Origin of the sequence: Calidifontimicrobium sp. SYSU G02091, from assembly GCF_022631395.1 — a bacterium.
Taxonomy (GTDB): Bacteria; Pseudomonadota; Gammaproteobacteria; order Burkholderiales; family Burkholderiaceae_C; genus Calidifontimicrobium; species Calidifontimicrobium sediminis.
Window position 1 is genome coordinate 1 of sequence record NZ_JALBGB010000036.1, and the last position, 19,222, is coordinate 19,222.

A 19,222-nucleotide genomic window follows, 5' to 3' on the forward strand; every position below is an offset into this window, starting at 1 on the left:
CGGGGGCCTGCGCCGCGCGCCGCGCCAGCGCGTCGAACACCGCGAGCCTGGCGGCCGGCCCCAGCGCGGCGAGGTCGCCTTGCATCGCCGCCGCGCGTGCGGCCGGCAGCGGCTGCCACGCCGCGGCGTGCGGGGGAGCCGCGGCCGGACGCAGCAGCGTCAGCAGCGCGGCGCGCAGCTCGCCCGGCCCCTGCCAGTGCGCGATGCGCGCCAGCGCCTCGGCTTCGCGCGTGGCGCGCTGCGCGCCGGGGTCGGCCAGCGCGGGCCGCTGCACCGCATCGTGGCGGGCGGCCTCGGGCGGGGCAGGCGTCGCGCCAGCCGCAGCGGCGGCGCGCCCGGTGGCCGGCGCCAGCGCCGCGATCGGCAGCCGTGGCTCGTCGGCGACCGGGCGTGGCAGCGGGTCGGCAGGCAGGTCGGGCATCGCGCGGCCGTACAGGCGGCGGATGCGCTCGGCCAGCGGCGGGTGCGTCGCCCACCAGGCGCCGAACGACGACGAGACGAGGAACAGGTGCGCGAGCGGCCCGGCGCGCGCCGACAGCGCATCGGCGTGCGTGCGCTGCTGCTCGGCGATCTTGCGCAGTGCGCCACCGAGCCCGGCGACCTGCCGCGTGTACTTGACGGCCGACGCGTCGGCGAGGAACTCGCGCTGGCGCGACACCGCGGCCTGCAGCAGTCGCCCGGCGGCCCAGCCGAGCGCGCCCACCGCCATCAGCGCGAGCCCGAACAGCACGCCGGCGTGGCGACGTCCGCGCGCGTCGGGCTCGGTCAGCTCGTGGCCGAGGTCGAACAGCAGCCGCAGCCCCCAGACCATGCCGATCAGCCGCATGTTCAGCGTCGTGTCGCCGTGCACGAGGTGGCTGATCTCGTGCGCGACGACGCCCTGCAGCTCGGCGCGGTCGAGCCGCTCGAGCGCGCCGCGCGTGACGGCGACCACCGCGTCGTCGGCGCTCCAGCCGGCGGCGAAGGCGTTGATCGCGTCCTCGCGCGGCAGCACCCACGCCGCCGGCGGCTTCGTGTTGGCGGCGATCGCCACCTCGGCGACGACGTTGGCCAGCCGGCGTTCGAGCACGTCGGCGCGGTCGGCCTCGCGCGCGCCGGCCAGCCGCGCGACGTGCGCGCCACCCTCGCGCAGCCGCATCGACTCGACGGCGCAGCCGCCGAGCACGTACAGCAGCACGAGCGCGGTGTTGGTCGCGAAGAACCAGTCGGGGTAGCCGCTGGCCCACGGCACCGTCACGCGGTACGCGAGCGCGAGCGCGCCGTTGACGGCCAGCACGAGACCGGCGACGACGAGCACGAACAGCGCGAGCAGCTGCCGTGAGCTCGCCTGCGCGGCCTCCTGGTGGCGGCGAAAGCGCATCGTGCCCGCGAGCGGTCCGCGTCCGCGGCGCGTCAGAACTGCACGCGCGGCGCGCGTCGCTCCTCGTCGCTCGCGGTCGACTCGAGCATCGCGGCCGGCCGAAAGCCTGTCAGCCGCGCGACGATCAGCGACGGGAAGTGCTGCACGGCGTTGTTGTGGTCGAGCACCGCGTCGTTGAACGCCTGGCGCGCGAACGCGACACGGTTCTCGGTGTGCGTCAGCTCCTCGCTCAACTCGCGCATCGTCTTGTCGGCCTTCAGCTCGGGGTAGGCTTCGGCGACGGCCATCAGCCGGCCGAGCGCGCCGCCGAGCACGCCGTCGGCGGCGGCCAGTGCGCCGATCAGGCCGGGGTCGGCGGGGGCCTGCTTCGCGCGGTCGGCCGCGGCGCGCGCGGTGTTGCGCGCGGCGGTCACGGCCTCGAGCGTGGCGCGCTCGTGCTGCAGGTACTTGCGCGCCACCTCGACGAGGTTGGGCACCAGGTCGTAGCGGCGCTTGAGCTGCACGTCGATCTGCGCAAACGCGTTGGCGATCTCGTTGCGCAGCCGCACGAGCCGGTTGTAGACCCACGCCGCCCACGCGAGCACGGCAGCGGCGAGCAGCCACTTGAGCAGCGTGGTCGGCGCGAGGCCGAGGGCATCGAGGGATTCCATCGCAGGCCTTTCGGGGAGGGTCGACGGCGAGCGGGCAGGGCCGTCCTTACAATCGGCGCACCATGGCCGATCCGACCGCCGCCGACGTGCGCGCCTATATTGCCGCCGGCCTCGACTGCGAGCATCTCGAAGTCGAAGGCGATGGCCGCCATTTTTTCGCGACCATCGTCTCGCGCGAGTTCGACGGCCGCTCGCGCGTCGCGCGCCACCAGCGCGTCTACGCGGCGCTGGGCGATAGAATGCGTGAGCAAATCCACGCGCTGTCGATGAAGACGCTGACCCCCGCCGAGTGGGCCGCCCAGGACGGGCCGGCCGCCGGCCGGAGCGCCCCCCACCACCACTGAACACCGCCGCGGCGACCGCGGCGGTGGGGGCGTGCGCGACGGCATCGGGCCCGCGCCGTCCGCCTCCCGCCCGCGGCGCCGCCGCCCCGAAGCCATGGACAAACTCCGGATCCGCGGTGGCCGCCTCCTCGAGGGTGAGGTGGTGATCGCCGGCGCGAAGAACGCCGCGCTGCCCGACCTGTGCGCCGCGCTGCTGACCGCCGAGCCGCTGACGCTGGCCAACGTGCCGCGGCTGCAGGACGTCGCGACGATGCTCAAGCTGCTCGCGCACATGGGCGTGCGCATCGAGCGCGGCGAGGCGCAGCCCGACGTCGTCACGCTTGACGCCAGCCGCATCACGGCGCCCGAGGCGCCGTACGACCTCGTCAAGACGATGCGCGCGTCGGTGCTCGTGCTCGGGCCGCTGCTCGCGCGCTGCGGCGCGGCGCGTGTGTCGCTGCCCGGCGGCTGCGCGATCGGCTCGCGCCCGGTGGACCAGCACATCAAGGGGCTGCAGGCGATGGGCGCCGAGATCGCGGTCGAGCACGGCTACATCGTCGCGCAGGCCCCGGCCGGCGGGCTGCGCGGCGCGCGCATCACGACCGACATGATCACCGTCACCGGCACCGAGAACTTCCTGATGGCCGCGGCGCTGGCGCGCGGCGAGACGGTGCTCGAGAACGCGGCGCAGGAGCCCGAGGTCGTCGACCTCGCCGAGCTGCTGATCGCGATGGGCGCGAAGATCGACGGCCACGGCACGAGCCGCATCCGCATCCAGGGTGTCGACGCGCTGCACGCGCCGCGCACGCCGCACCGCATCATCCCCGACCGCATCGAGACCGGCACCTTCCTGTGCGCCGTCGGCGCCGCCGGCGGCCACGCGCGGCTGCGCGGCGCGCGCGCCGACCACCTCGACGCCGTGATCGACAAGCTGCGCGAGGCCGGCGTGAGCGTCGACGCCGGCGACGGCGTCATCGAGGTGCGCATGAGCGGCCGGCCGCGGCCGGTGAGCTTTCGCACCAGCGAGTACCCGGCGTTCCCGACCGACATGCAGGCGCAGATGATGGTGCTCGGCTGCATCGCCGACGGCACCTCGCGCGTGAGCGAGACGATCTTCGAGAACCGCTTCATGCACGTCAACGAGCTGGCGCGGCTGGGCGCGAAGATCGAGGTCGACGGCCACACGGCCGTCGTGCACGGCGTGCCGCGGCTGTCGGGCGCCACCGTGATGGCCACCGACCTGCGCGCGTCGGCCAGCCTCGTGATCGCCGGGCTGGTCGCCGACGGCGAGACGGTGGTCGACCGCATCTACCACCTCGACCGCGGCTACGACCGCATGGAAGTCAAGCTGCGCGCGCTCGGCGCCGACATCGAGAGAGTGAAGGCATGAGCATCACGCTGGCGCTGTCGAAGGGCCGCATCTTCGACGAGACGCTGCCGCTGCTCGAGCGCGCCGGCGTGCGCGTGCTCGAGAACCCCGAGACCTCGCGCAAGCTGATCCTGCCGACCAGCCGCGACGACCTGCGCGTCGTGCTGGTGCGCGCGTCCGACGTGCCGACCTATGTGCAGTACGGCGGCGCCGACCTCGGCGTCGCCGGCAAGGACGTGCTGCTCGAGCACGACGGCACTGGGCTGTACCAGCCGCTGGACCTGCGCATCGCGCGCTGCCGCATGAGCGTGGCGGTGCGCGACGACTACGACTACGCCGCCGCCGTGCGCCAGGGCGCGCGCATCCGCGTGGCCACCAAGTACACGAAGACGGCGCGCCAGCACTTCGCCGACAAGGGCGTGCACGTCGACCTGATCAAGCTGTACGGCTCGATGGAGCTCGCGCCGCTGACGGGGCTGGCCGACGCGATCGTCGACCTCGTCTCGACCGGCAGCACGCTGCGCGCGAACCACCTCGTCGAGGTCGAACGCATCATGGACATCTCGTCGCGGCTGGTCGTCAACCAGGCCGCGCTCAAGCTCAAGCGCGAGCCGCTGCGCGCGCTGATCGACGCCTTCGCCGCCGCCGTCGCGCCAACGCCATGACCGTCGCCATCCGCCGTTTGACCACCGCCGCGTTCGAGTTCGAGCAGGACTTCCAGCGCCTGCTGCACTGGTCGGCCGACACCGATCGCGAGATCGAGACCCGCGTCGCACAGATCCTGGCCGACGTGCGCGCACGCGGCGACGCCGCGGTGCTCGAATACACCGCGCGTTTCGACGGCGTGCAGGCGGCCTCGGTGGCCGCGCTCGAGATCCCGCAGGCCGAGCTGCAGGCCGCACTCGCGGCACTCGCGCCGGCGCGCCGCGCCGCGCTCGAGGACGCCGCGCGGCGCGTGCGCGACTACCACGAGCGCCAGCGCGACGCCTGCTGCCGCAGCTGGAGCTACCGCGACGCCGACGGCACGCTGCTCGGGCAGAAGGTCACGCCGCTGGACCGTGTCGGCATCTACGTGCCCGGCGGCAAGGCGGCGTACCCGTCGAGCGTGCTGATGAACGCGATCCCGGCGCAAGTCGCCGGCGTCGGCGAGATCGTGATGGTGGTGCCGACGCCGAAGGGGGAACGCAACGCCCTCGTGCTCGCCGCGGCGGCGGTGGCCGGCGTGCACCGCGCGTTCGCGATCGGCGGCGCGCAGGCGGTCGCGGCGCTCGCGTACGGCACCGCCACCGTGCCGCGCGTCGACAAGATCACCGGCCCCGGCAACGCCTACGTCGCGAGCGCCAAGAAGCATGTCTTCGGGCAGGTCGGCATCGACATGATCGCGGGGCCGAGCGAAATCCTCGTGCTGGCCGACGGCACGACACCGCCCGACTGGGTCGCGATGGACCTGTTCAGCCAGGCCGAGCACGACGAACTCGCGCAGAGCATCCTGCTGTGCCCCGACGGCGGCTACATCGACCGCGTCCAGCAGGAGATCGAGCGGCTGCTGCCGACGATGCCGCGCGCCGGCATCATCCGCGCGTCGCTCGAAGGGCGCGGCGCGCTGATCCACACGCGCTCGATGGAAGAGGCGTGCGCGATCGCCAACCGCATCGCGCCCGAGCACCTCGAGGTCGCCAGCGCCGAGCCGCAGCGGTGGGAGCCGCTGCTCAGGCACGCCGGCGCGATCTTCCTCGGTGCGTTCACGAGCGAGAGCCTCGGCGACTACTGCGCCGGGCCGAACCACGTGCTGCCGACCTCGGGCACCGCGCGCTTCAGCTCGCCGCTGGGCGTCTACGACTTCGTCAAGCGTTCGAGCCTGATCGAGGTCAGCGACGCCGGCGCCAAGGCGCTGGGGCCGATCGCCGGCGAGCTCGCCGACGGCGAGGGGCTGCCGGCGCACGCCGAGGCGGCGCGGATGCGGCTGCGCTGAATGGGGCGCCAAGATTGACACGAACTTCGTGACACACGAAAATCGTGATCCACGGATTTCGTGAGCTCTGCGATGAAGAACGTCACCGTCACGATGGACGACCGCGTCGCCGAGTGGGCGCGGCTCGAAGCGGCGCGCCGCAACACGAGCGTGTCGCGTCTGGTTGGCGAGATCCTCGCCGAGAAGATGCGGCACGACGACGCCTACGAGCGTGCGATGCGCGAGTGGCTCGAGCGCGACCTGAGTTTCACGTCCGACGGCCGCCCCTACCCGAAGCGCGACGAGATCTATGCCGAGCGGCTCGACCGTTTTCGTTGATACCAACGTGCTGGTCTACGCCGAAGACCGCGCGCACCCCGACAAGCACCGTGCCGCCCGGCAGTGGCTGCGCGAGTTGTGGGTGCGGCGGCTCGGCCGGCTGAGTACGCAGGTGCTCAACGAGTTCTACGTCACCGTCACGCGCAAGCTCTCGCCGGCGATGCCACCCGGCGACGCCAGGGCCGAGGTGCGGCGTTTCCAGCGCTGGCAGCCGTGGCTCGTCGATCACGCGACGGTCGAGTCGGCGTGGGCTGTCGAGTCGCGCTTCGGCCTGCACTTCTGGGACGCATTGATGGTCGCCTCCGCGCAGCAGCAGGGCTGCCGGTGGCTGCTCAGCGAGGACCTGCAGCACGGGCAACGCATCGACGAGTTGCAGGTCGTCAACCCCTTCGTCGCTGGCCCCGAGCTGCTCGACGCCCCCGCGCCATGACGCCGACGCTCGCCGAACGCATCGCGCGCACGATCCGCCAGGACGTGCAGTCGATGCACGCCTACGCGGTGCAGCCGAGTGCCGGGCTCGTCAAGCTCGACGCGATGGAGAACCCGTTTCGCCTGCCGCCCGAGCTGCAGCGCGAACTGGGCGAGCGGCTCGCGCGCGTGGCGATCAACCGCTACCCGACGCAGTGCGTCGCCGACGTGATCGCGGCGCTTTCGCAATTCGTCGAACTGCCGGCCGGCTGCAGGCTGATGCTCGGCAACGGTTCCGACGAGCTGATCTCGCTGCTGGCACTCGCGTGCGACGTGCCGGGCGCGACGATCCTCGCGCCGGTGCCCGGCTTCGTGATGTACGAGATGTCGGCGAAGCTGCAGGGGCTGCGCTTCGTCGGCGTGCCGCTCGCCGCCGACTTCGAGCTCGACGAGGCGGCGATGCTCGCCGCGATCGAGCGCCACCGCCCGGCGATCACCTACCTCGCGTACCCGAACAACCCGACCGCGAACCTGTGGGACGACGCGGTCATCGACCGCATCGTCGACGCGGTCGCGCAGCAGCACGGCCTGGTCGTGTTCGACGAGGCGTACCAGCCGTTCGCGTCGCGCACGTGGATGCAGCGCATGGCGCATCACGACCACGTGCTCGTGATGCGCACGCTCTCGAAGTTCGGTCTCGCCGGCGTGCGGCTCGGGTATCTGGCCGGCGCGGCGGCGCTCGTCGAGCAGATCGACAAGGTACGCCCGCCGTACAACGTCAGCGTGCTCAACGCCGAGGCAACGCTGTTCGCGCTCGACCACGCCGACGAATACGCCCGGCAGGCCGCGCTGCTGCGCGCCGAGCGCGAGCGGCTGCAGCGCGCGCTGCGCGAGCTGCCCGGCGTGCGGCCGTACCCGAGCGAGGCCAACATGATCCTCGTGCGCGTGAGCGACGCCGCGCGCACGTTCGCCGGCATGAAGGCGCGCGGCGTGCTGGTCAAGAACGTCTCGGCGCTGCACCCGCTGCTCGCGAACTGCCTGCGGCTGACGGTGGGCACGCCGGACGAGAACACGCTGATGCTCGACGCGCTGAAAGCCAGCCTATGACGACGAACCGCATCGCCGAAGTCCGGCGCGACACGAAGGAAACGCGCATCCGCGTGCGCGTCGACCTCGACGGCACGGGAGTGTCGAAGCTCTCCACCGGCATCGGCTTCTTCGACCACATGCTCGACCAGGTCGCGCGCCACGGCCTGATCGACCTCGAGGTCGAGGCGCAGGGCGACTTGCACATCGACGGCCACCACACGGTCGAAGACGTCGGCATCACGCTCGGCATGGCGGTGGCGAAAGCCGTCGGCGACAAGAAGGGCCTCGTGCGCTACGGCCACGCCTACGTGCCGCTCGACGAGGCGCTGTCGCGCGTCGTGATCGACTTCTCTGGCCGCCCGGGGTTGCACCTGCACGTGCCGTTCACGAGCGGCATGGTCGGCGGTTTCGACACCCAGCTGACCTACGAATTCTTCCAGGGCTTCGCGAACCACGCGCTGGTCACGCTGCACGTCGACAACCTGAAGGGCGCGAACGCGCACCACCAGTGCGAGACGGTGTTCAAGGCCTTCGGCCGCGCGCTGCGCATGGCTGTGGCGATCGACCCGCGCGCGGCCGGTGTCGTGCCGTCGACGAAGGGCACGCTGTAGGCCATGACGCGCACGGTCGCCGTCGTCGACTATGGCATGGGCAACCTGCGCTCGGTGTCGCAGGCGGTCGCGCACGTCGCGCGCGACGCTGACGTGAAGGTCATCGTCACCGGCAACCCCGAGGAGGTCTATGCCGCCGAGCGCGTCGTGCTGCCGGGCCAGGGCGCGATGCGCGACTGCATGCGCGAACTGCACGACTCGGGGCTGAAGGAGGCCGTGCTGCACGCGGCAGCCAACAAGCCGCTGATGGGCGTGTGCGTGGGCATGCAGATGCTGCTCGACCACAGCGAGGAGCAGGACACGCCCGGGCTCGGCCTGATCGCCGGGCGCGTGAAGCGCTTCCGCCTCGAGGGGCAGCGCCAGCCGGACGGCAGCCGCTACAAGGTGCCGCAGATGGGCTGGAACCGTGTGTTCCAGACCCGCGCGCACCCGCTGTGGTCGGGCGTGCCCGATGGCGCGTGGTTCTACTTCGTGCACAGCTACTACGCGCAGCCCGACGACGCGCGCCACACGGCCGGGGAAACCGAGTACGGCCTGCGCTTTACCTGTGCAGTGACGCGGGATAATATTTTTGCCACCCAGTTCCACCCCGAGAAGAGCGCCGCTCACGGCCTGGCCCTGTACCGCAACTTCCTGCACTGGAAGCCCTGACCATCGTCCTGCGGTCTGCCTCGCGCTTCTCGCGCCCCGTTCGTCCACCCCCGCTCTGACCGAGCCATGTTGCTGATCCCGGCCATCGACCTCAAAGACGGCAAGTGCGTGCGCTTGCAGCAGGGCGACATGAACGCGTCGACGACGTTCGGCGACGACCCGGCCGCGATGGCGCGCCGCTGGCTCGACGCCGGCGCGCGGCGGCTGCACCTCGTCGACCTCAACGGCGCGTTCGCCGGCAAGCCCGTCAACGAGGGCGCGATCAAGGCGATCCTGAAGGAAGTCGGCGACGAGATCCCGGTGCAGCTCGGCGGCGGCATCCGCGACCTCGACACGATCGAGCGCTACCTCGACGACGGGCTGAGCTACGTGATCATCGGCACCGCGGCGGTCAAGAACCCGGGTTTCCTGCGCGACGCGTGCACCGCGTTCGGCGGCCACATCATCGTCGGCCTCGACGCGAAGGACGGCAAGGTCGCCACCGACGGCTGGAGCAAGCTCACCGGTCACGAGGTGATCGACCTCGCGAAGAAGTTCGAGGACTACGGCGTCGAGGCCGTGATCTACACCGACATCGGCCGCGACGGCATGCTCACCGGCATCAACATCGAGGCCACCGTCAAGCTCGCGCAGGCGCTGACGATCCCCGTCATCGCCTCGGGCGGGCTCGCCGACATGGCCGACGTCGAGCGCCTGTGTGCCGTCGAGGACGAGGGCATCGAGGGCGTGATCTGCGGGCGCAGCATCTACACCGGCGCGCTCGACTTCGCTGCCGCGCAGGCGCGTGCCGACGAACTGAACGGCGCGCCGTGAGCCCACCCCGAGGCGCCTTCGACGCTTCCCGCCCGGGGGGGCGACGCCAGCGCACCGGCAGCGCCGGATCCGCGGCGGCCGCGTCGACATTCGCCGGGCCGGCGCGAGGCTGAGATGCTCGCCAAGCGCATCATCCCCTGCCTCGACGTCACCGGCGGGCGTGTCGTCAAGGGGGTCAACTTCGTCGAGCTGCGCGATGCCGGCGATCCGGTCGAGATCGCGGCGCGCTACAACGACCAGGGTGCCGACGAGCTGACTTTCCTCGACATCACTGCGACCAGTGACGGACGCGACCTGATCCTGCACATCGTCGAGGCGGTCGCGTCGCAGGTGTTCATCCCGCTGACGGTCGGTGGCGGCGTGCGCAGCGTCGACGACGTGCGGCGGCTGCTCAACGCCGGCGCCGACAAGGTCAGCTTCAACTCGGCCGCGGTCGCGAACCCGCAGGTGATCCGCGACGCGTCGGACCGCTACGGCGCGCAGTGCATCGTCGTCGCGATCGACGCCAAGCGCCGCCACGGCGACGACCTCGCCGCGCGCGGCCCCGGCTGGGACGTCTACACGCACGGCGGGCGGCGCAACGCCGGGCTCGACGCCGTCGCGTGGGCGCGCCGCATGGCCGAGATGGGCGCCGGCGAGATCCTGCTCACGAGCATGGACCGCGACGGCACGAAGAGCGGCTTCGACCTCGAGCTCACGCGCGCGGTGGCCGACGCGGTGCCGGTGCCGGTGATCGCCTCGGGCGGTGTCGGTGCGCTCGAGCACCTGAGCGAGGGCATCCGCATCGGCGGCGCCGACGCGGTGCTCGCTGCGAGCATCTTCCACTACGGCGAGTTCACGGTCGCGCAGGCCAAGGCGCTGCTCGCGCGCGACGGCATCCCCGTGCGGCTGTGAGGCCCGTGCGCGGCCACGCGCCGCCGCGCGAGGTGCGGCTGATCGGCGGGCGCTTCAAGCGCAGCAAGCTGCCGGTGGCCGATCGCCCGGGCCTGAGGCCCACGCCCGACCGCGTGCGCGAGACGCTGTTCAACTGGCTCGGCCAGGACCTCACCGGCTGGCGCGTGCTCGACGCGTTCGCCGGCAGCGGTGCGCTCGGCTTCGAGGCGGCGTCGCGCGGCGCGGCCGAGGTCGTGCTGCTCGAGCGCGACGCGACGCTCGCCGCGAGCCTGCGCGCGAGCGCACATCGCCTCGGCGCGAGCCAGGTGCAGGTCGTCACGACCGACGCGCTCGCGTGGATGGTGCGCGCCGCGCCGGCGTCGTTCGACCTCGTGTTCATCGACCCGCCGTTCGACGCGGGCCTGTTCGACGCCGCGCTGGCCGCCGCGGCGCCGCTGCTCGGCGGGGGCGGTTTCGTCTACCTCGAGGCGCCGCGCGCCTTCGAGCCGCCGCCGGCGGGGTGGACGCTGTACCGCCACGGCCGCGCCGGCGCGGTGCACTACCACCTGCTGCAACGCTACACTGACCCGGACCCCGACCGCAGGAGCGAGCCGTGACCTCGACGACCCGCCTGACCGCCGTCTATCCCGGCACTTTCGATCCGATGACCCTCGGTCACGAGGACCTGATGCGCCGCGCCAGCGCGCTGTTCGAGCGCCTGATCGTCGGCGTCGCCGCGGGGCACCACAAGCGCACGATGTTCACGATCGGCGAGCGCATCGAGATCGCGAAGGAGGCCGCGCGGCCGTACCCCAACGTCGAGGTGATCCCGTTTCGCGGCCTGCTGCGCGACTTCGTCGTCGACAACGGCGCGAAGGTCGTCGTGCGTGGGTTGCGCGCGGTCAGCGACTTCGAGTACGAGTTCCAGATGGCGGGCATGAACCGCCAGCTGATGCCGCACGTCGAGACCGTGTTCATGACGCCGAGCGACCAGTTCCAGTTCGTCAGCGGCACCTTCGTGCGCGAGATTGCCACCTTGGGCGGTGATGTCTCCAAGTTCGTGTCACCCTCTGTCCTCGAACGGTTGAACGGACGCGTCGCGGCGTCCACCTGAACGGACGAGGGACCCCCGATGGCGCTGATGATCACCGACGAGTGCATCAACTGCGACGTCTGCGAACCCGAGTGCCCGAACCAGGCGATCTCGATGGGTCCCGAGATCTACCAGATCGACCCCGAACGCTGCACCGAGTGCGTCGGCCACTTCGACGAGCCGCAGTGCGTGCAGGTCTGCCCGGTGGCGTGCATCCCTCTCGATCCGCAGCGCGTCGAGTCGAAGGAGACGCTGTGGGCCAAGTACCGCCGGCTGCAGGCGCAGGCGGCGGCGACCTGACGCGCCTCAGTCGCCGGCGCCGGCCGGCGGGGTTCGCGCCGGCTTCTTCGTCGTCGGCACCTTGGGCGACTTCGCGCGCCGTGTCTCGCGCGGCGTGTCGGCCGCACCGCGGGGATCGGTGCGCGGCGCCATCCTGAAGCCGGCCGCCTGCCGCGTCGCGAAGCCCTCGGCCTCGCGTGCGCGCCGTTCTTGCGCGAGGCGATCGGCGAGCGCGGCGTCGCGTGCCGCGACGGCCCGTGCGGCGTCACGGGCCGCGGCGTCGGTGCGGCCGTCGACGACGAAGCCGCGTTGCTCGCCGCATGGCGTCTGCGAGAACGTGCGGCCGTCGCCGCAGCGATAGACCGTCGTCTGCGCGGCCACGCCACAGGCTGCGAGCAGCGGCAGCGCGGCAGCGAGGGCGCGCCAAGTGTTCATGGCTGCGGCGGGGCGGGCGCTGCCGCTGGTGCCGCCGGCTTCGGCCGCGGCGGCTTCGCGTGCAGGCGCATCGTCGCGCGGTCCATCTCGCCGGTCAGCAGCAGGTCGAGCGCGTCGAGCGAGCGCGCGATGCACTGCTCGATCGCGTCGCGCTCGGCCGGCGGCGGCTTGCGCAGCACGTAGTTGACGACTTCGGCCTTGACGCCCGGGTGGCCGATGCCCAGCCTCAGCCGCCAGAAGTCGGCACTGCCGAGCTGGGCGACGATGTCCTTCAGGCCGTTGTGGCCCGCGTGGCCGCCGCCGAGCTTGAGCTTGAGCTGCCCCGGCGGCAGGTCGAGTTCGTCGTGGGCGACGAGGATCTCGCCGGGCGCGATCTTGAAGAAGCGCGCCAGCGCCGCGACCGACTTGCCCGACACGTTCATGTAGGTCTGCGGCTCGAGCAGCCACAGCGGCCCGACGGGCCGGTTCACACGCGCGACGAGGCCGTGGTAGCTGCGCTCGGCCACCAGCGTCGCGCCGAGCTTGCGTGCGACCGCGTCGATCCACCAGAAGCCGGCGTTGTGGCGGGTGGCGTCGTATTCGGGGCCCGGGTTGCCCAGGCCGACCAGGAGTCGAAGCATGCGGTCGATTATCGAAGCGCCGCGGCCAACAAAAAGCCCCACCGCGGTGGGGCTGCCGAAGAGGGTGCCGCGGCGCGGCTCACTTCTTGTTCTGCTTCTCGTCCTTCTTGCCCTTGGCCGGCTTGCCCTTCTCGGCCTTCGGCGCCGCCGGCGCGGGCGCGGCCTCTTCCTCTTCCTTCGGCACCGTCACCGCGACGATCACCGGGTTGAGCGTGCCGCGACGCACGTACTTGATGCCCGGCGGCAGCTTCAGGTCGCTGGCGTGCAGCGACTGGCCCTTGACGAGGTGCGACAGGTCGATCGTGATGAACTCGGGCAGCTGCGAGGCCAGGCACTCGACCTCGAGCTCGGTGGCCACGTGGCTGACGAGGCACTTGTCGGTCTTCACCGCCGGCGAGTTCTCCTCGCCCGTGAAGTGCAGCGGCACCTTTTTGCGCAGGCGCGTCGTCTCGTCGACGCGCTGGAAGTCGACGTGCAGCACCTGAGGCTTCCACGCGTGCATCTGGAAGTCGCGCAGCAGCACCTTCTCGGTCTTACCGCCGAGCTCCATGTCGAGCAGCGACGAGTGGAACGCTTCCTTCTTCAGCGCGAAGAACAGCGCGTTGTGGTCGAGCTCGATCATCTTCGGCTCGCCGGCGCCGTAGACGATGCCCGGCACCTTGCCCGCGTTGCGCAGGCGGCGGCTCGCTCCGGTCCCCTGCTGCGTACGCTCGTAAGCGGTGAATTTCATCTTTCACTCCGGTTGAAAACGGCCCCGCGACCAGGGCCCTGACTCGCGGGCTGCGTGCCCGCTGCTCGATGGGTTGCCGGCGCGGCGCACCCACCCAAGGAAAGGGTCGCCGCGAGGCGACCCGCTCTTCCCTCTAGAAGTTACTGTTCTGCTCGGCGAACAGCGACGTCACCGACTCGCCGTCGCTGATGCGACGGATCGTCTCGGCGAACAGGAATGCCACCGACAGCTGCCGGATCTTCGGGCACGTCTTGGCCGACTCGCCCAGCGGCAGCGTGTTGGTGATGACGACTTCGTCGAGCGCCGAGTTGCGGATGCGCTCGATCGCCGGGCCCGAGAACACCGCGTGCGTGCAGTACGCGTAGACGCTGCCGGCGCCGCGCTCCTTGAGCACCTCGGCGGCCTTCACGAGCGTGCCGGCGGTGTCGATCATGTCGTCCATGATCACGCAGTTGCGGCCCTCGATCTCGCCGATCACGTGCATCACCTCGGCGACGTTGGCCTTCGGCCGGCGCTTGTCGATGATCGCGAGGTCGCAGCCGAGCTGCTTGGCCAGCGCGCGCGCGCGTACGACACCGCCGACGTCGGGCGAGACGACGACGAGGTCGCGGTAGTTGCGGCCCTTGAGGTCCGACAGCAGCACCGGCGACGCGTAGATGTTGTCGACCGGGATGTCGAAGAAGCCCTGGATCTGGTCGGCGTGCAGGTCCATCGTCAGCACGCGCTCGACGCCGACGACTTCGAGCATGTTGGCGACGACCTTCGCGCTGATCGGCACGCGCGTCGAGCGCGGGCGGCGGTCCTGGCGGGCGTAGCCGAAGTACGGGATCACCGCGGTGATGCGCCGAGCGCTCGCGCGCTTGAGCGCATCGACCATGATGCACAGCTCCATCAGGTTCTCGTTGGTCGGAGAACCGGTGGGCTGGATCACGAACACGTCGCGCGCGCGGACGTTCTGCTGGATCTCGACGTCGACCTCGCCGTCGGAGAAGCGCCCGACCTTGGCGTGGCCGAGCTCGACGCCGAGGTGTGTCGCGATCTCTTGCGCCAGCGCCGGGTTGGCGTTGCCGGTGAACAGGACGGTGTTGAACAGCACGGTGGGTCGCGGCGTCGGTGCCGGGCCGCGAGCGCGGTCAACGCGCGCTGCCCTCGGGCGGGATGGTCATCTGGAAGGTGTTTGGCAGGGGAGGAAGGATTCGAACCCTCGAATGTCGGAATCAAAATCCGATGCCTTAACCAACTTGGCGACTCCCCTACACAGGACACGGCTCGCGCCGCGCCCTCGAAACCGGCTCAGTCGGCCCAGTGCGCCAGGGGGTGCACCGGCAGACTGCGAGTCAGGCGCCCCGTCCAGCCCGGCGGCAGGGTGTCGAACACCTCGCTGCCCGGCGTCGCCACGGACGAGTCGCCGTCGTCGATTCTCGCAAACACCGCGCTGCCCGAGCCACTCATCCGGGCGGGGCCGAAGCGCGCAGCGAGCCACTGTCGCGCCTGTCCCACCTCGGCGCACAGCGCCTCGGCCACCGGCTCCAGGTCGTTGCGCCCGAAAAGCTCGGACGTCGCGCCACGATCCCGGGCGATGTCGGCAAGAAAGCCCGCAAGTATAACAGGGACGGTGTCGCGCGTCAGCCGCGGGTCGCCGAAGACGGCCGGCGTCGACACCGACGCGGCCGGCTTGACGACGGCGAAGCGCATCGGTGGCAGCTCGATCGGCGTCAGCCGCTCGCCGATGCCCTCGACGAAGGCGGGCGTGCCGGCGATGAAGAACGGCACGTCGGCGCCCAGGCGCGCCGCCAGCGCGAGCAGCCGCGAGCGCGGCCAGCGCAGGCCCCACAGCCGGTTGAGCGCGACCAGCGTCGTCGCCGCGTCGGAGCTGCCGCCACCCAGTCCTGCGCCCCACGGCACGCGCTTGAGCACGTGGATGTCGGCGCCCAGCGGCGTGCCGCTTTCGCGCTGCAGCAGCGTCGCCGCGCGCAGGCTCAGGTCGTCGGCGGGCAGCGCGGGGCCGAGGTCGTGGCGCTGCAGCCGGCCGTCGTCGCGGCGCTCGAAGTGCAGCGTGTCGGCCCAGTCGATCGGCACGAACACCGACTGCAGCAGGTGGTAGCCGTCGTCGCGGCGGCCGACGACGTGCAGGAACAGGTTCAGCTTGGCCGGGGCCAGGACTTCGTACAGCGCCTTCAGCGTCATCGTGCGCTCACGACGCGGCGTCGAGCCGCACGCGCACCGTCACCGCCGGCGGGCGTGCCCGCTGCAGCACGATCCAGCCGTCGGCGCGGCGGGCCAGGTCGACGGACCAACCCAGCTGCTCGAAGCCGGCGGCGGTCGGCTCGCTCGGTGCGGCCGGCCAGGGTCGCGCACGCAGCCAGTCGAACAGCGCCGCCAGCGGCAGCGCCTCGCCGAGCACGTCGCGGGTCAGCGCGTCGAGGTCGGTGTAGACGCGCGCGCCATTGCCGGTGGCCAGCTCGACGCGGCCAGGCTGCCAGTGGGCCTGCGCGAGCGTCGTGCCCAGCGGCGTCGTCAGCAGCAGCGCGCCACGCTCGGCGTTGCCGCTGAGCTCGAACGTGCTGGCGAGCTGCCGCTCGGCTGCGCCGTCGTGCGCAGCGACCTGCAGCGCCAGCCGGCCGGCGATCACGTCGGCGGCGGGAGGCGCCGTCGCGCAGCCGGCCAGCAGCGCGAGCGCGGCCAGCGCCGGGGCGTACGTACGCCGCAGCGTCACAGGTCGACCCGCAGCCGCGACAGCGTCTCGCGCAGCACCTCGTTGTCGGCGTCGCGGCGCTGCGCATCGCGCCAGATGCGCCGCGCCTCGTCGCGCTCGCCCTTCATCCACAGCACTTCGCCGAGGTGGGCGGCGATCTCGGTGTCGGGGCGCGATGCGTAGGCCAGGCGCAGCAGCCGCAGCGCCTCGGCGAGGTTGCCGGCGCGGTACTCGACCCACGCCAGGCTGTCGGTGATGAACGGGTCGCCCGGTGCCAGCTCGAGCGCGCGCACGATCAGCGCGCGCGCCTCGTCGAGGCGCAGGTTGCGGTCGGCGAGCGAGTAGCCGAGCGCGTTGTACGCGTGGTGGTGGTCGGGCCGCATCTCGATCACGCGGCGCAGCAGCCGCTCCATGTCGGCCAGCCGGTCCATCTTCTCGGCCATCATCGCCTGCTCGTACAGCAGGTCGGTGTCGTCGGGGAAGCGCGCGGCCGCGGCGTCGAGCACGGCGTAGGCGTCGGCCCAGCGGCGCACCTCGCGCAGCACCTGGGTCTCGGCGAGCACCTTGGCGCGCGCGTCCTGCAGCGTGCGCTCGGGCACCGCGCGCACGAGGTTGCGTGCGCCGTCGACGTCGCCGCGGCGCGCCAGCAGCACGGCGCGGCGTGTCTGCACCTGCAGCAGCTGCTCGGGGTTCTCGATGCGCGCGAGCCACTGTTCGGCCGCCTGCAGGTCGCCGCGCTGCTCGGCGGCCTGCGCGAGCAGCAGCCACGCCTGCGTCAGGCTCTCGTCGTCGCGCGCGTCGCTGCGTTCGTCGGCGTCGCTGGCCGTCTCGCTGCCGCGTGCCGGCGCGCCCGGCGCCGTCTGCACCAATTCGAGGTAGCGCTGCAGGGCCTGCTCGGCCGCCACCGGCTCGCGCAGCTCCACCCGCAGCGCACCGAGGGTCAGCCACGCCGGTGCCAGCCCCGGCTGCAGCCGCGTGACGTCCTCGAGCTGGGCCACCGCATCGGGGTAGCGCTGCGCGCCGGCCAGCGCGCGCGCGTAGGCCAGGCGCAGCGCGACGTCGGTGTGCGGCGCGCGCAGCGCCGCGCGCACGATCTCTTCGGCCTGTGGCGTCTCGCCCATCATCTCGATGGCCAGCAGCGTCGGGCCGGGCGCGGCGGGGTCGTCGGCAGCGGCCTGCCGCAGCAGCGCCAGCGCACGTTCGCGCTCGCCGGCGGCGCGCCACAGCCGCGCCAGCGTCACGCGCGCGGCCACCCGCGTCGACTCGGCGTCGAGGTACGGACGCAGCACCGGCTCGATCGTCTGCGCCACCAGCGTCGCATCGGGCTGGCGCTGGAACAGCCTCGGCAGTGCGGCGATCATGCCCGGCCGGTCGGCCGGCGCCGAACGCTCGAGCAGCGTGCGCAGCGGTGCCGCGAGCTCGCCAGTGCGGTTCAGCGCGAGCAGCAGCTGGATCTCGTAGCGCGCGGCCTCGAGCGACGCCGGTGCCGCGTCACGCCACGCGCGCGTGGCCGCGAGCGCCTGCTCGCCGGCGCGCGCCTGCAGCGCGATCTCGACGCTGCGGCGGAACAACGCCTCGTCGCGCGTGCGTCGCGCCGCGTCGAGGATGATCTGGTAGGCCGCGCCGGGCTCGCCGCCGCGCAGCTCGAGCTCGCCGATCAGCAGCTGGTAAAACAGTTGCGCGTCGAGCGCCGATCGAGCCGGGGGAGCCGCGGGCGCTGCGGCCGCCGGCGCGGGGGCCGGGGCGGGCGTCTGCGCCGCGCAGCCCGCGGCGAGCGCCAGTGCCGACACCGCCAGCGCGAGCGGCCACGCGCGCGACGCGGCCGGCGCGTGGCCGGCCCGCGCCGCACGGTGGCGCGCCGCTGCGCGCCAAGCTGCCAGGCCACCACGCCACATCTCGGACCCCGTCGACAAAAACCCATTCTAGGGGCCGGGCGCGTCGCCCCGCGCCGCAGCGGCGAACGCCCGCGCGGCGCGCCCGCCGGCCCGGATAATCGCGCCCGATGCCCGAGATGCCCGAGGTCGAAGTCACGCGCCGCAGCATCGCGGGCCGGCTCGACGGGGCGCGCATCACGGGCGTGCGGCTCGGCGCGCCGCTGCGCTGGCCGCTGGGCACCGAGGCCGACTCGCTCGTCGGCTGCCACCTCGGCGCCGCGGTGCGGCGCGGCAAGTACCTGTGGCTGCCGCTGGCGGCCGACGGTCGCGCACGCGGCGGCCTGCTCGTGCACCTGGGCATGTCGGGGTCGCTCGCGCTGCTCGCGTCGCCGCCGCCCGCCGGCCGGCACGACCACGTCGACCTCGTCACCGACCGCGGCACGCTGCGCCTGACGGACCCGCGCCGTTTCGGTGCCGTCGTGTGGGCGCCGGCGCTCGACGCCGGAATGGCCGCGAAGCTGCTCGCCGGGCTGGGCGCCGAGCCGTTCGACCCCGCACTCGACGCGGCGGCGCTGCGCGCCGCGCTGCGCCAGCGGCGCGCGCCGGTCAAGCCCGCGTTGCTGGCCGGCGACGTCGTCGTCGGCGCCGGCAACATCTACGCCTGCGAGGCGCTGTTCGACGCCGGCATCGACCCGCGCACGCCGTGCCGCCGGCTCGGCCCCGCGCGCTGCGCGCGGCTGCTGGCATCGCTGCGGCGCGTGCTCGCACGCGCGATCGAGCTCGGCGGCTCGACGCTGCGCGACTTCCGCGACGCGCACGGCGCGGCCGGCGCGTTCCAAGCCGAGGCACGCGTCTACGGCCGCGAGGGCCAGCCCTGCACGCGCTGCGGCGCGACGGTGCGGCGCATCGTGCAGGCGCAGCGCTCGACGTATTTCTGCCCGGGTTGTCAGCACTGGTAATCGACCCGCTTTTCGTGCGATCGCGCGCGTTTGTCTGCAACGGCGCTGCGCTACAGTGAACCGAGCGGCGCCGTGTGCCCCCGCCACCGACGCCCCGGTT

24 protein-coding genes and 1 tRNA gene are annotated in these 19,222 nt (G+C 72.5%); 15 read left to right on the forward strand and 10 right to left on the reverse strand.

Annotation, left to right across the window (positions count from 1 at the left end; all coding sequences use genetic code 11):
- On the reverse strand, positions 1–1,360 hold a 1,360-nt coding region (locus tag MOJ79_RS16580), incomplete at its 3' end, for a M48 family metalloprotease (protein ID WP_241925158.1).
- A 32-nt stretch (positions 1,361–1,392) separates the two neighbouring features.
- Complete coding sequence (locus tag MOJ79_RS16585) at positions 1,393–2,010, reverse strand: LemA family protein (protein WP_241925159.1); 618 nt, start codon at positions 2,008–2,010, stop codon at positions 1,393–1,395.
- Between the two features lie 62 nt (positions 2,011–2,072).
- Here MOJ79_RS16585 and MOJ79_RS16590 point away from each other — a divergent pair, with 62 nt between their 5' ends.
- From MOJ79_RS16590 to MOJ79_RS16655, 14 genes are all read left to right on the forward strand, one after another.
- Entirely contained in the window at positions 2,073–2,354 is a 282-nt protein-coding gene (locus tag MOJ79_RS16590; protein WP_119291537.1) for a BolA family protein, read from the forward strand.
- Positions 2,355–2,448: 94 nt separating this feature from the next.
- Positions 2,449–3,723 carry a UDP-N-acetylglucosamine 1-carboxyvinyltransferase gene (murA, locus tag MOJ79_RS16595; protein WP_241925160.1) on the forward strand — a complete coding sequence of 425 codons (1,275 nt, stop codon included), beginning with the start codon at positions 2,449–2,451 and terminating at the stop codon, positions 3,721–3,723.
- Positions 3,720–4,367 (forward strand): ATP phosphoribosyltransferase, encoded by a 648-nt coding sequence (gene hisG / locus MOJ79_RS16600; RefSeq protein ID WP_119291541.1) that lies wholly within the window; start codon positions 3,720–3,722, stop codon positions 4,365–4,367. Before murA ends, hisG begins: the two co-directional genes overlap by 4 nt.
- On the forward strand, positions 4,364–5,674 hold the full coding sequence (gene hisD / locus MOJ79_RS16605; RefSeq protein ID WP_241925161.1) for a histidinol dehydrogenase: 1,311 nt from the start codon (positions 4,364–4,366) through the stop codon (positions 5,672–5,674). The genes hisG and hisD overlap by 4 nt, the downstream gene beginning before the upstream one ends.
- A gap of 72 nt (positions 5,675–5,746) precedes the next feature.
- A complete protein-coding gene (locus tag MOJ79_RS16610) occupies positions 5,747–5,992 on the forward strand; it encodes a CopG family transcriptional regulator (protein WP_241925162.1) in 246 nt (81 codons plus the stop codon).
- 7 nt (positions 5,993–5,999) lie between these two features.
- The gene (locus tag MOJ79_RS16615; RefSeq protein ID WP_241925163.1) at positions 6,000–6,422 is read left to right on the forward strand and encodes a PIN domain-containing protein; all 423 of its coding nucleotides are present in this window, start codon (positions 6,000–6,002) and stop codon (positions 6,420–6,422) included.
- Positions 6,419–7,507, forward strand: a complete 1,089-nt coding sequence (gene hisC, locus MOJ79_RS16620) for a histidinol-phosphate transaminase (protein WP_241925164.1) — start codon at positions 6,419–6,421, stop codon at positions 7,505–7,507. Before MOJ79_RS16615 ends, hisC begins: the two co-directional genes overlap by 4 nt.
- A complete protein-coding gene (gene hisB / locus MOJ79_RS16625) occupies positions 7,504–8,100 on the forward strand; it encodes an imidazoleglycerol-phosphate dehydratase HisB (RefSeq protein WP_241925165.1) in 597 nt (198 codons plus the stop codon). The genes hisC and hisB overlap by 4 nt, the downstream gene beginning before the upstream one ends.
- A gap of 3 nt (positions 8,101–8,103) precedes the next feature.
- A complete protein-coding gene (hisH, locus tag MOJ79_RS16630; RefSeq protein WP_241925166.1) occupies positions 8,104–8,751 on the forward strand; it encodes an imidazole glycerol phosphate synthase subunit HisH in 648 nt (215 codons plus the stop codon).
- Positions 8,752–8,817: 66 nt separating this feature from the next.
- Positions 8,818–9,564: a 1-(5-phosphoribosyl)-5-[(5-phosphoribosylamino)methylideneamino]imidazole-4-carboxamide isomerase gene (gene hisA, locus MOJ79_RS16635; RefSeq protein ID WP_241925167.1), complete on the forward strand. Its 747-nt coding sequence runs from the start codon at positions 8,818–8,820 to the stop codon at positions 9,562–9,564.
- Between the two features lie 114 nt (positions 9,565–9,678).
- A complete protein-coding gene (gene hisF, locus MOJ79_RS16640; protein ID WP_241925168.1) occupies positions 9,679–10,458 on the forward strand; it encodes an imidazole glycerol phosphate synthase subunit HisF in 780 nt (259 codons plus the stop codon).
- A 5-nt stretch (positions 10,459–10,463) separates the two neighbouring features.
- Positions 10,464–11,054 carry a 16S rRNA (guanine(966)-N(2))-methyltransferase RsmD gene (rsmD, locus tag MOJ79_RS16645; RefSeq protein WP_241925169.1) on the forward strand — a complete coding sequence of 197 codons (591 nt, stop codon included), beginning with the start codon at positions 10,464–10,466 and terminating at the stop codon, positions 11,052–11,054.
- A complete protein-coding gene (coaD, locus tag MOJ79_RS16650) occupies positions 11,051–11,551 on the forward strand; it encodes a pantetheine-phosphate adenylyltransferase (RefSeq protein WP_119291554.1) in 501 nt (166 codons plus the stop codon). Before rsmD ends, coaD begins: the two co-directional genes overlap by 4 nt.
- A gap of 18 nt (positions 11,552–11,569) precedes the next feature.
- Positions 11,570–11,830, forward strand: coding sequence for a YfhL family 4Fe-4S dicluster ferredoxin (locus MOJ79_RS16655; RefSeq protein ID WP_119291557.1), 261 nt, complete (start codon positions 11,570–11,572; stop codon positions 11,828–11,830).
- Between the two features lie 6 nt (positions 11,831–11,836).
- Here the strand turns inward: MOJ79_RS16655 and MOJ79_RS16660 are convergent, their stop codons facing one another.
- The 8 genes from MOJ79_RS16660 to MOJ79_RS16695 form a co-directional block, all read right to left on the reverse strand.
- Complete coding sequence (locus tag MOJ79_RS16660) at positions 11,837–12,244, reverse strand: DUF4124 domain-containing protein (RefSeq protein WP_241925170.1); 408 nt, start codon at positions 12,242–12,244, stop codon at positions 11,837–11,839.
- A complete protein-coding gene (gene pth, locus MOJ79_RS16665) occupies positions 12,241–12,864 on the reverse strand; it encodes an aminoacyl-tRNA hydrolase (RefSeq protein ID WP_241925171.1) in 624 nt (207 codons plus the stop codon). The genes MOJ79_RS16660 and pth overlap by 4 nt, the downstream gene beginning before the upstream one ends.
- 79 nt (positions 12,865–12,943) lie before the next feature.
- Positions 12,944–13,594, reverse strand: coding sequence for a 50S ribosomal protein L25/general stress protein Ctc (locus tag MOJ79_RS16670; RefSeq protein WP_119291563.1), 651 nt, complete (start codon positions 13,592–13,594; stop codon positions 12,944–12,946).
- A 133-nt stretch (positions 13,595–13,727) separates the two neighbouring features.
- Complete coding sequence (locus MOJ79_RS16675; protein ID WP_119291565.1) at positions 13,728–14,690, reverse strand: ribose-phosphate pyrophosphokinase; 963 nt, start codon at positions 14,688–14,690, stop codon at positions 13,728–13,730.
- 82 nt (positions 14,691–14,772) lie between these two features.
- Positions 14,773–14,849 (reverse strand) — tRNA-Gln (locus MOJ79_RS16680).
- Positions 14,850–14,887: 38 nt separating this feature from the next.
- The gene (gene ispE / locus MOJ79_RS16685) at positions 14,888–15,781 is read right to left on the reverse strand and encodes a 4-(cytidine 5'-diphospho)-2-C-methyl-D-erythritol kinase (protein ID WP_241925172.1); all 894 of its coding nucleotides are present in this window, start codon (positions 15,779–15,781) and stop codon (positions 14,888–14,890) included.
- A gap of 7 nt (positions 15,782–15,788) precedes the next feature.
- Positions 15,789–16,310, reverse strand: coding sequence for a lipoprotein insertase outer membrane protein LolB (locus MOJ79_RS16690; RefSeq protein WP_241925173.1), 522 nt, complete (start codon positions 16,308–16,310; stop codon positions 15,789–15,791).
- Entirely contained in the window at positions 16,307–18,202 is a 1,896-nt protein-coding gene (locus tag MOJ79_RS16695; RefSeq protein ID WP_241925174.1) for a tetratricopeptide repeat protein, read from the reverse strand. Before MOJ79_RS16695 ends, MOJ79_RS16690 begins: the two co-directional genes overlap by 4 nt.
- A gap of 89 nt (positions 18,203–18,291) precedes the next feature.
- Between MOJ79_RS16695 and mutM the strand changes: the two genes are divergently transcribed.
- A complete protein-coding gene (gene mutM, locus MOJ79_RS16700) occupies positions 18,292–19,122 on the forward strand; it encodes a bifunctional DNA-formamidopyrimidine glycosylase/DNA-(apurinic or apyrimidinic site) lyase (protein WP_241925175.1) in 831 nt (276 codons plus the stop codon).
- The last annotated feature ends 100 nt before the right edge of the window (positions 19,123–19,222 follow it).

Excerpts from the sequence above, each read along its gene's own strand:
- MOJ79_RS16660 (WP_241925170.1), bottom strand. The coding sequence starts at position 12,244 with ATGAACACTTGGCGCGCCCTCGCTGCCGCGCTGCCGCTGCTCGCAGCC.
- pth (WP_241925171.1), bottom strand. The coding sequence starts at position 12,864 with ATGCTTCGACTCCTGGTCGGCCTGGGCAACCCGGGCCCCGAATACGAC.
- hisA (WP_241925167.1), top strand. The coding sequence starts at position 8,818 with ATGTTGCTGATCCCGGCCATCGACCTCAAAGACGGCAAGTGCGTGCGC.
- hisD (WP_241925161.1), top strand. The coding sequence starts at position 4,364 with ATGACCGTCGCCATCCGCCGTTTGACCACCGCCGCGTTCGAGTTCGAG.
- mutM (WP_241925175.1), top strand. The coding sequence starts at position 18,292 with ATGCCCGAGATGCCCGAGGTCGAAGTCACGCGCCGCAGCATCGCGGGC.
- MOJ79_RS16670 (WP_119291563.1), bottom strand. The coding sequence starts at position 13,594 with ATGAAATTCACCGCTTACGAGCGTACGCAGCAGGGGACCGGAGCGAGC.
- ispE (WP_241925172.1), bottom strand. The coding sequence starts at position 15,781 with ATGACGCTGAAGGCGCTGTACGAAGTCCTGGCCCCGGCCAAGCTGAAC.
- MOJ79_RS16585 (WP_241925159.1), bottom strand. The coding sequence starts at position 2,010 with ATGGAATCCCTCGATGCCCTCGGCCTCGCGCCGACCACGCTGCTCAAG.
- MOJ79_RS16590 (WP_119291537.1), top strand. The coding sequence starts at position 2,073 with ATGGCCGATCCGACCGCCGCCGACGTGCGCGCCTATATTGCCGCCGGC.
- hisF (WP_241925168.1), top strand. The coding sequence starts at position 9,679 with ATGCTCGCCAAGCGCATCATCCCCTGCCTCGACGTCACCGGCGGGCGT.
- MOJ79_RS16610 (WP_241925162.1), top strand. The coding sequence starts at position 5,747 with ATGAAGAACGTCACCGTCACGATGGACGACCGCGTCGCCGAGTGGGCG.
- MOJ79_RS16655 (WP_119291557.1), top strand. The coding sequence starts at position 11,570 with ATGGCGCTGATGATCACCGACGAGTGCATCAACTGCGACGTCTGCGAA.
- hisH (WP_241925166.1), top strand. The coding sequence starts at position 8,104 with ATGACGCGCACGGTCGCCGTCGTCGACTATGGCATGGGCAACCTGCGC.
- hisB (WP_241925165.1), top strand. The coding sequence starts at position 7,504 with ATGACGACGAACCGCATCGCCGAAGTCCGGCGCGACACGAAGGAAACG.
- hisC (WP_241925164.1), top strand. The coding sequence starts at position 6,419 with ATGACGCCGACGCTCGCCGAACGCATCGCGCGCACGATCCGCCAGGAC.
- hisG (WP_119291541.1), top strand. The coding sequence starts at position 3,720 with ATGAGCATCACGCTGGCGCTGTCGAAGGGCCGCATCTTCGACGAGACG.
- murA (WP_241925160.1), top strand. The coding sequence starts at position 2,449 with ATGGACAAACTCCGGATCCGCGGTGGCCGCCTCCTCGAGGGTGAGGTG.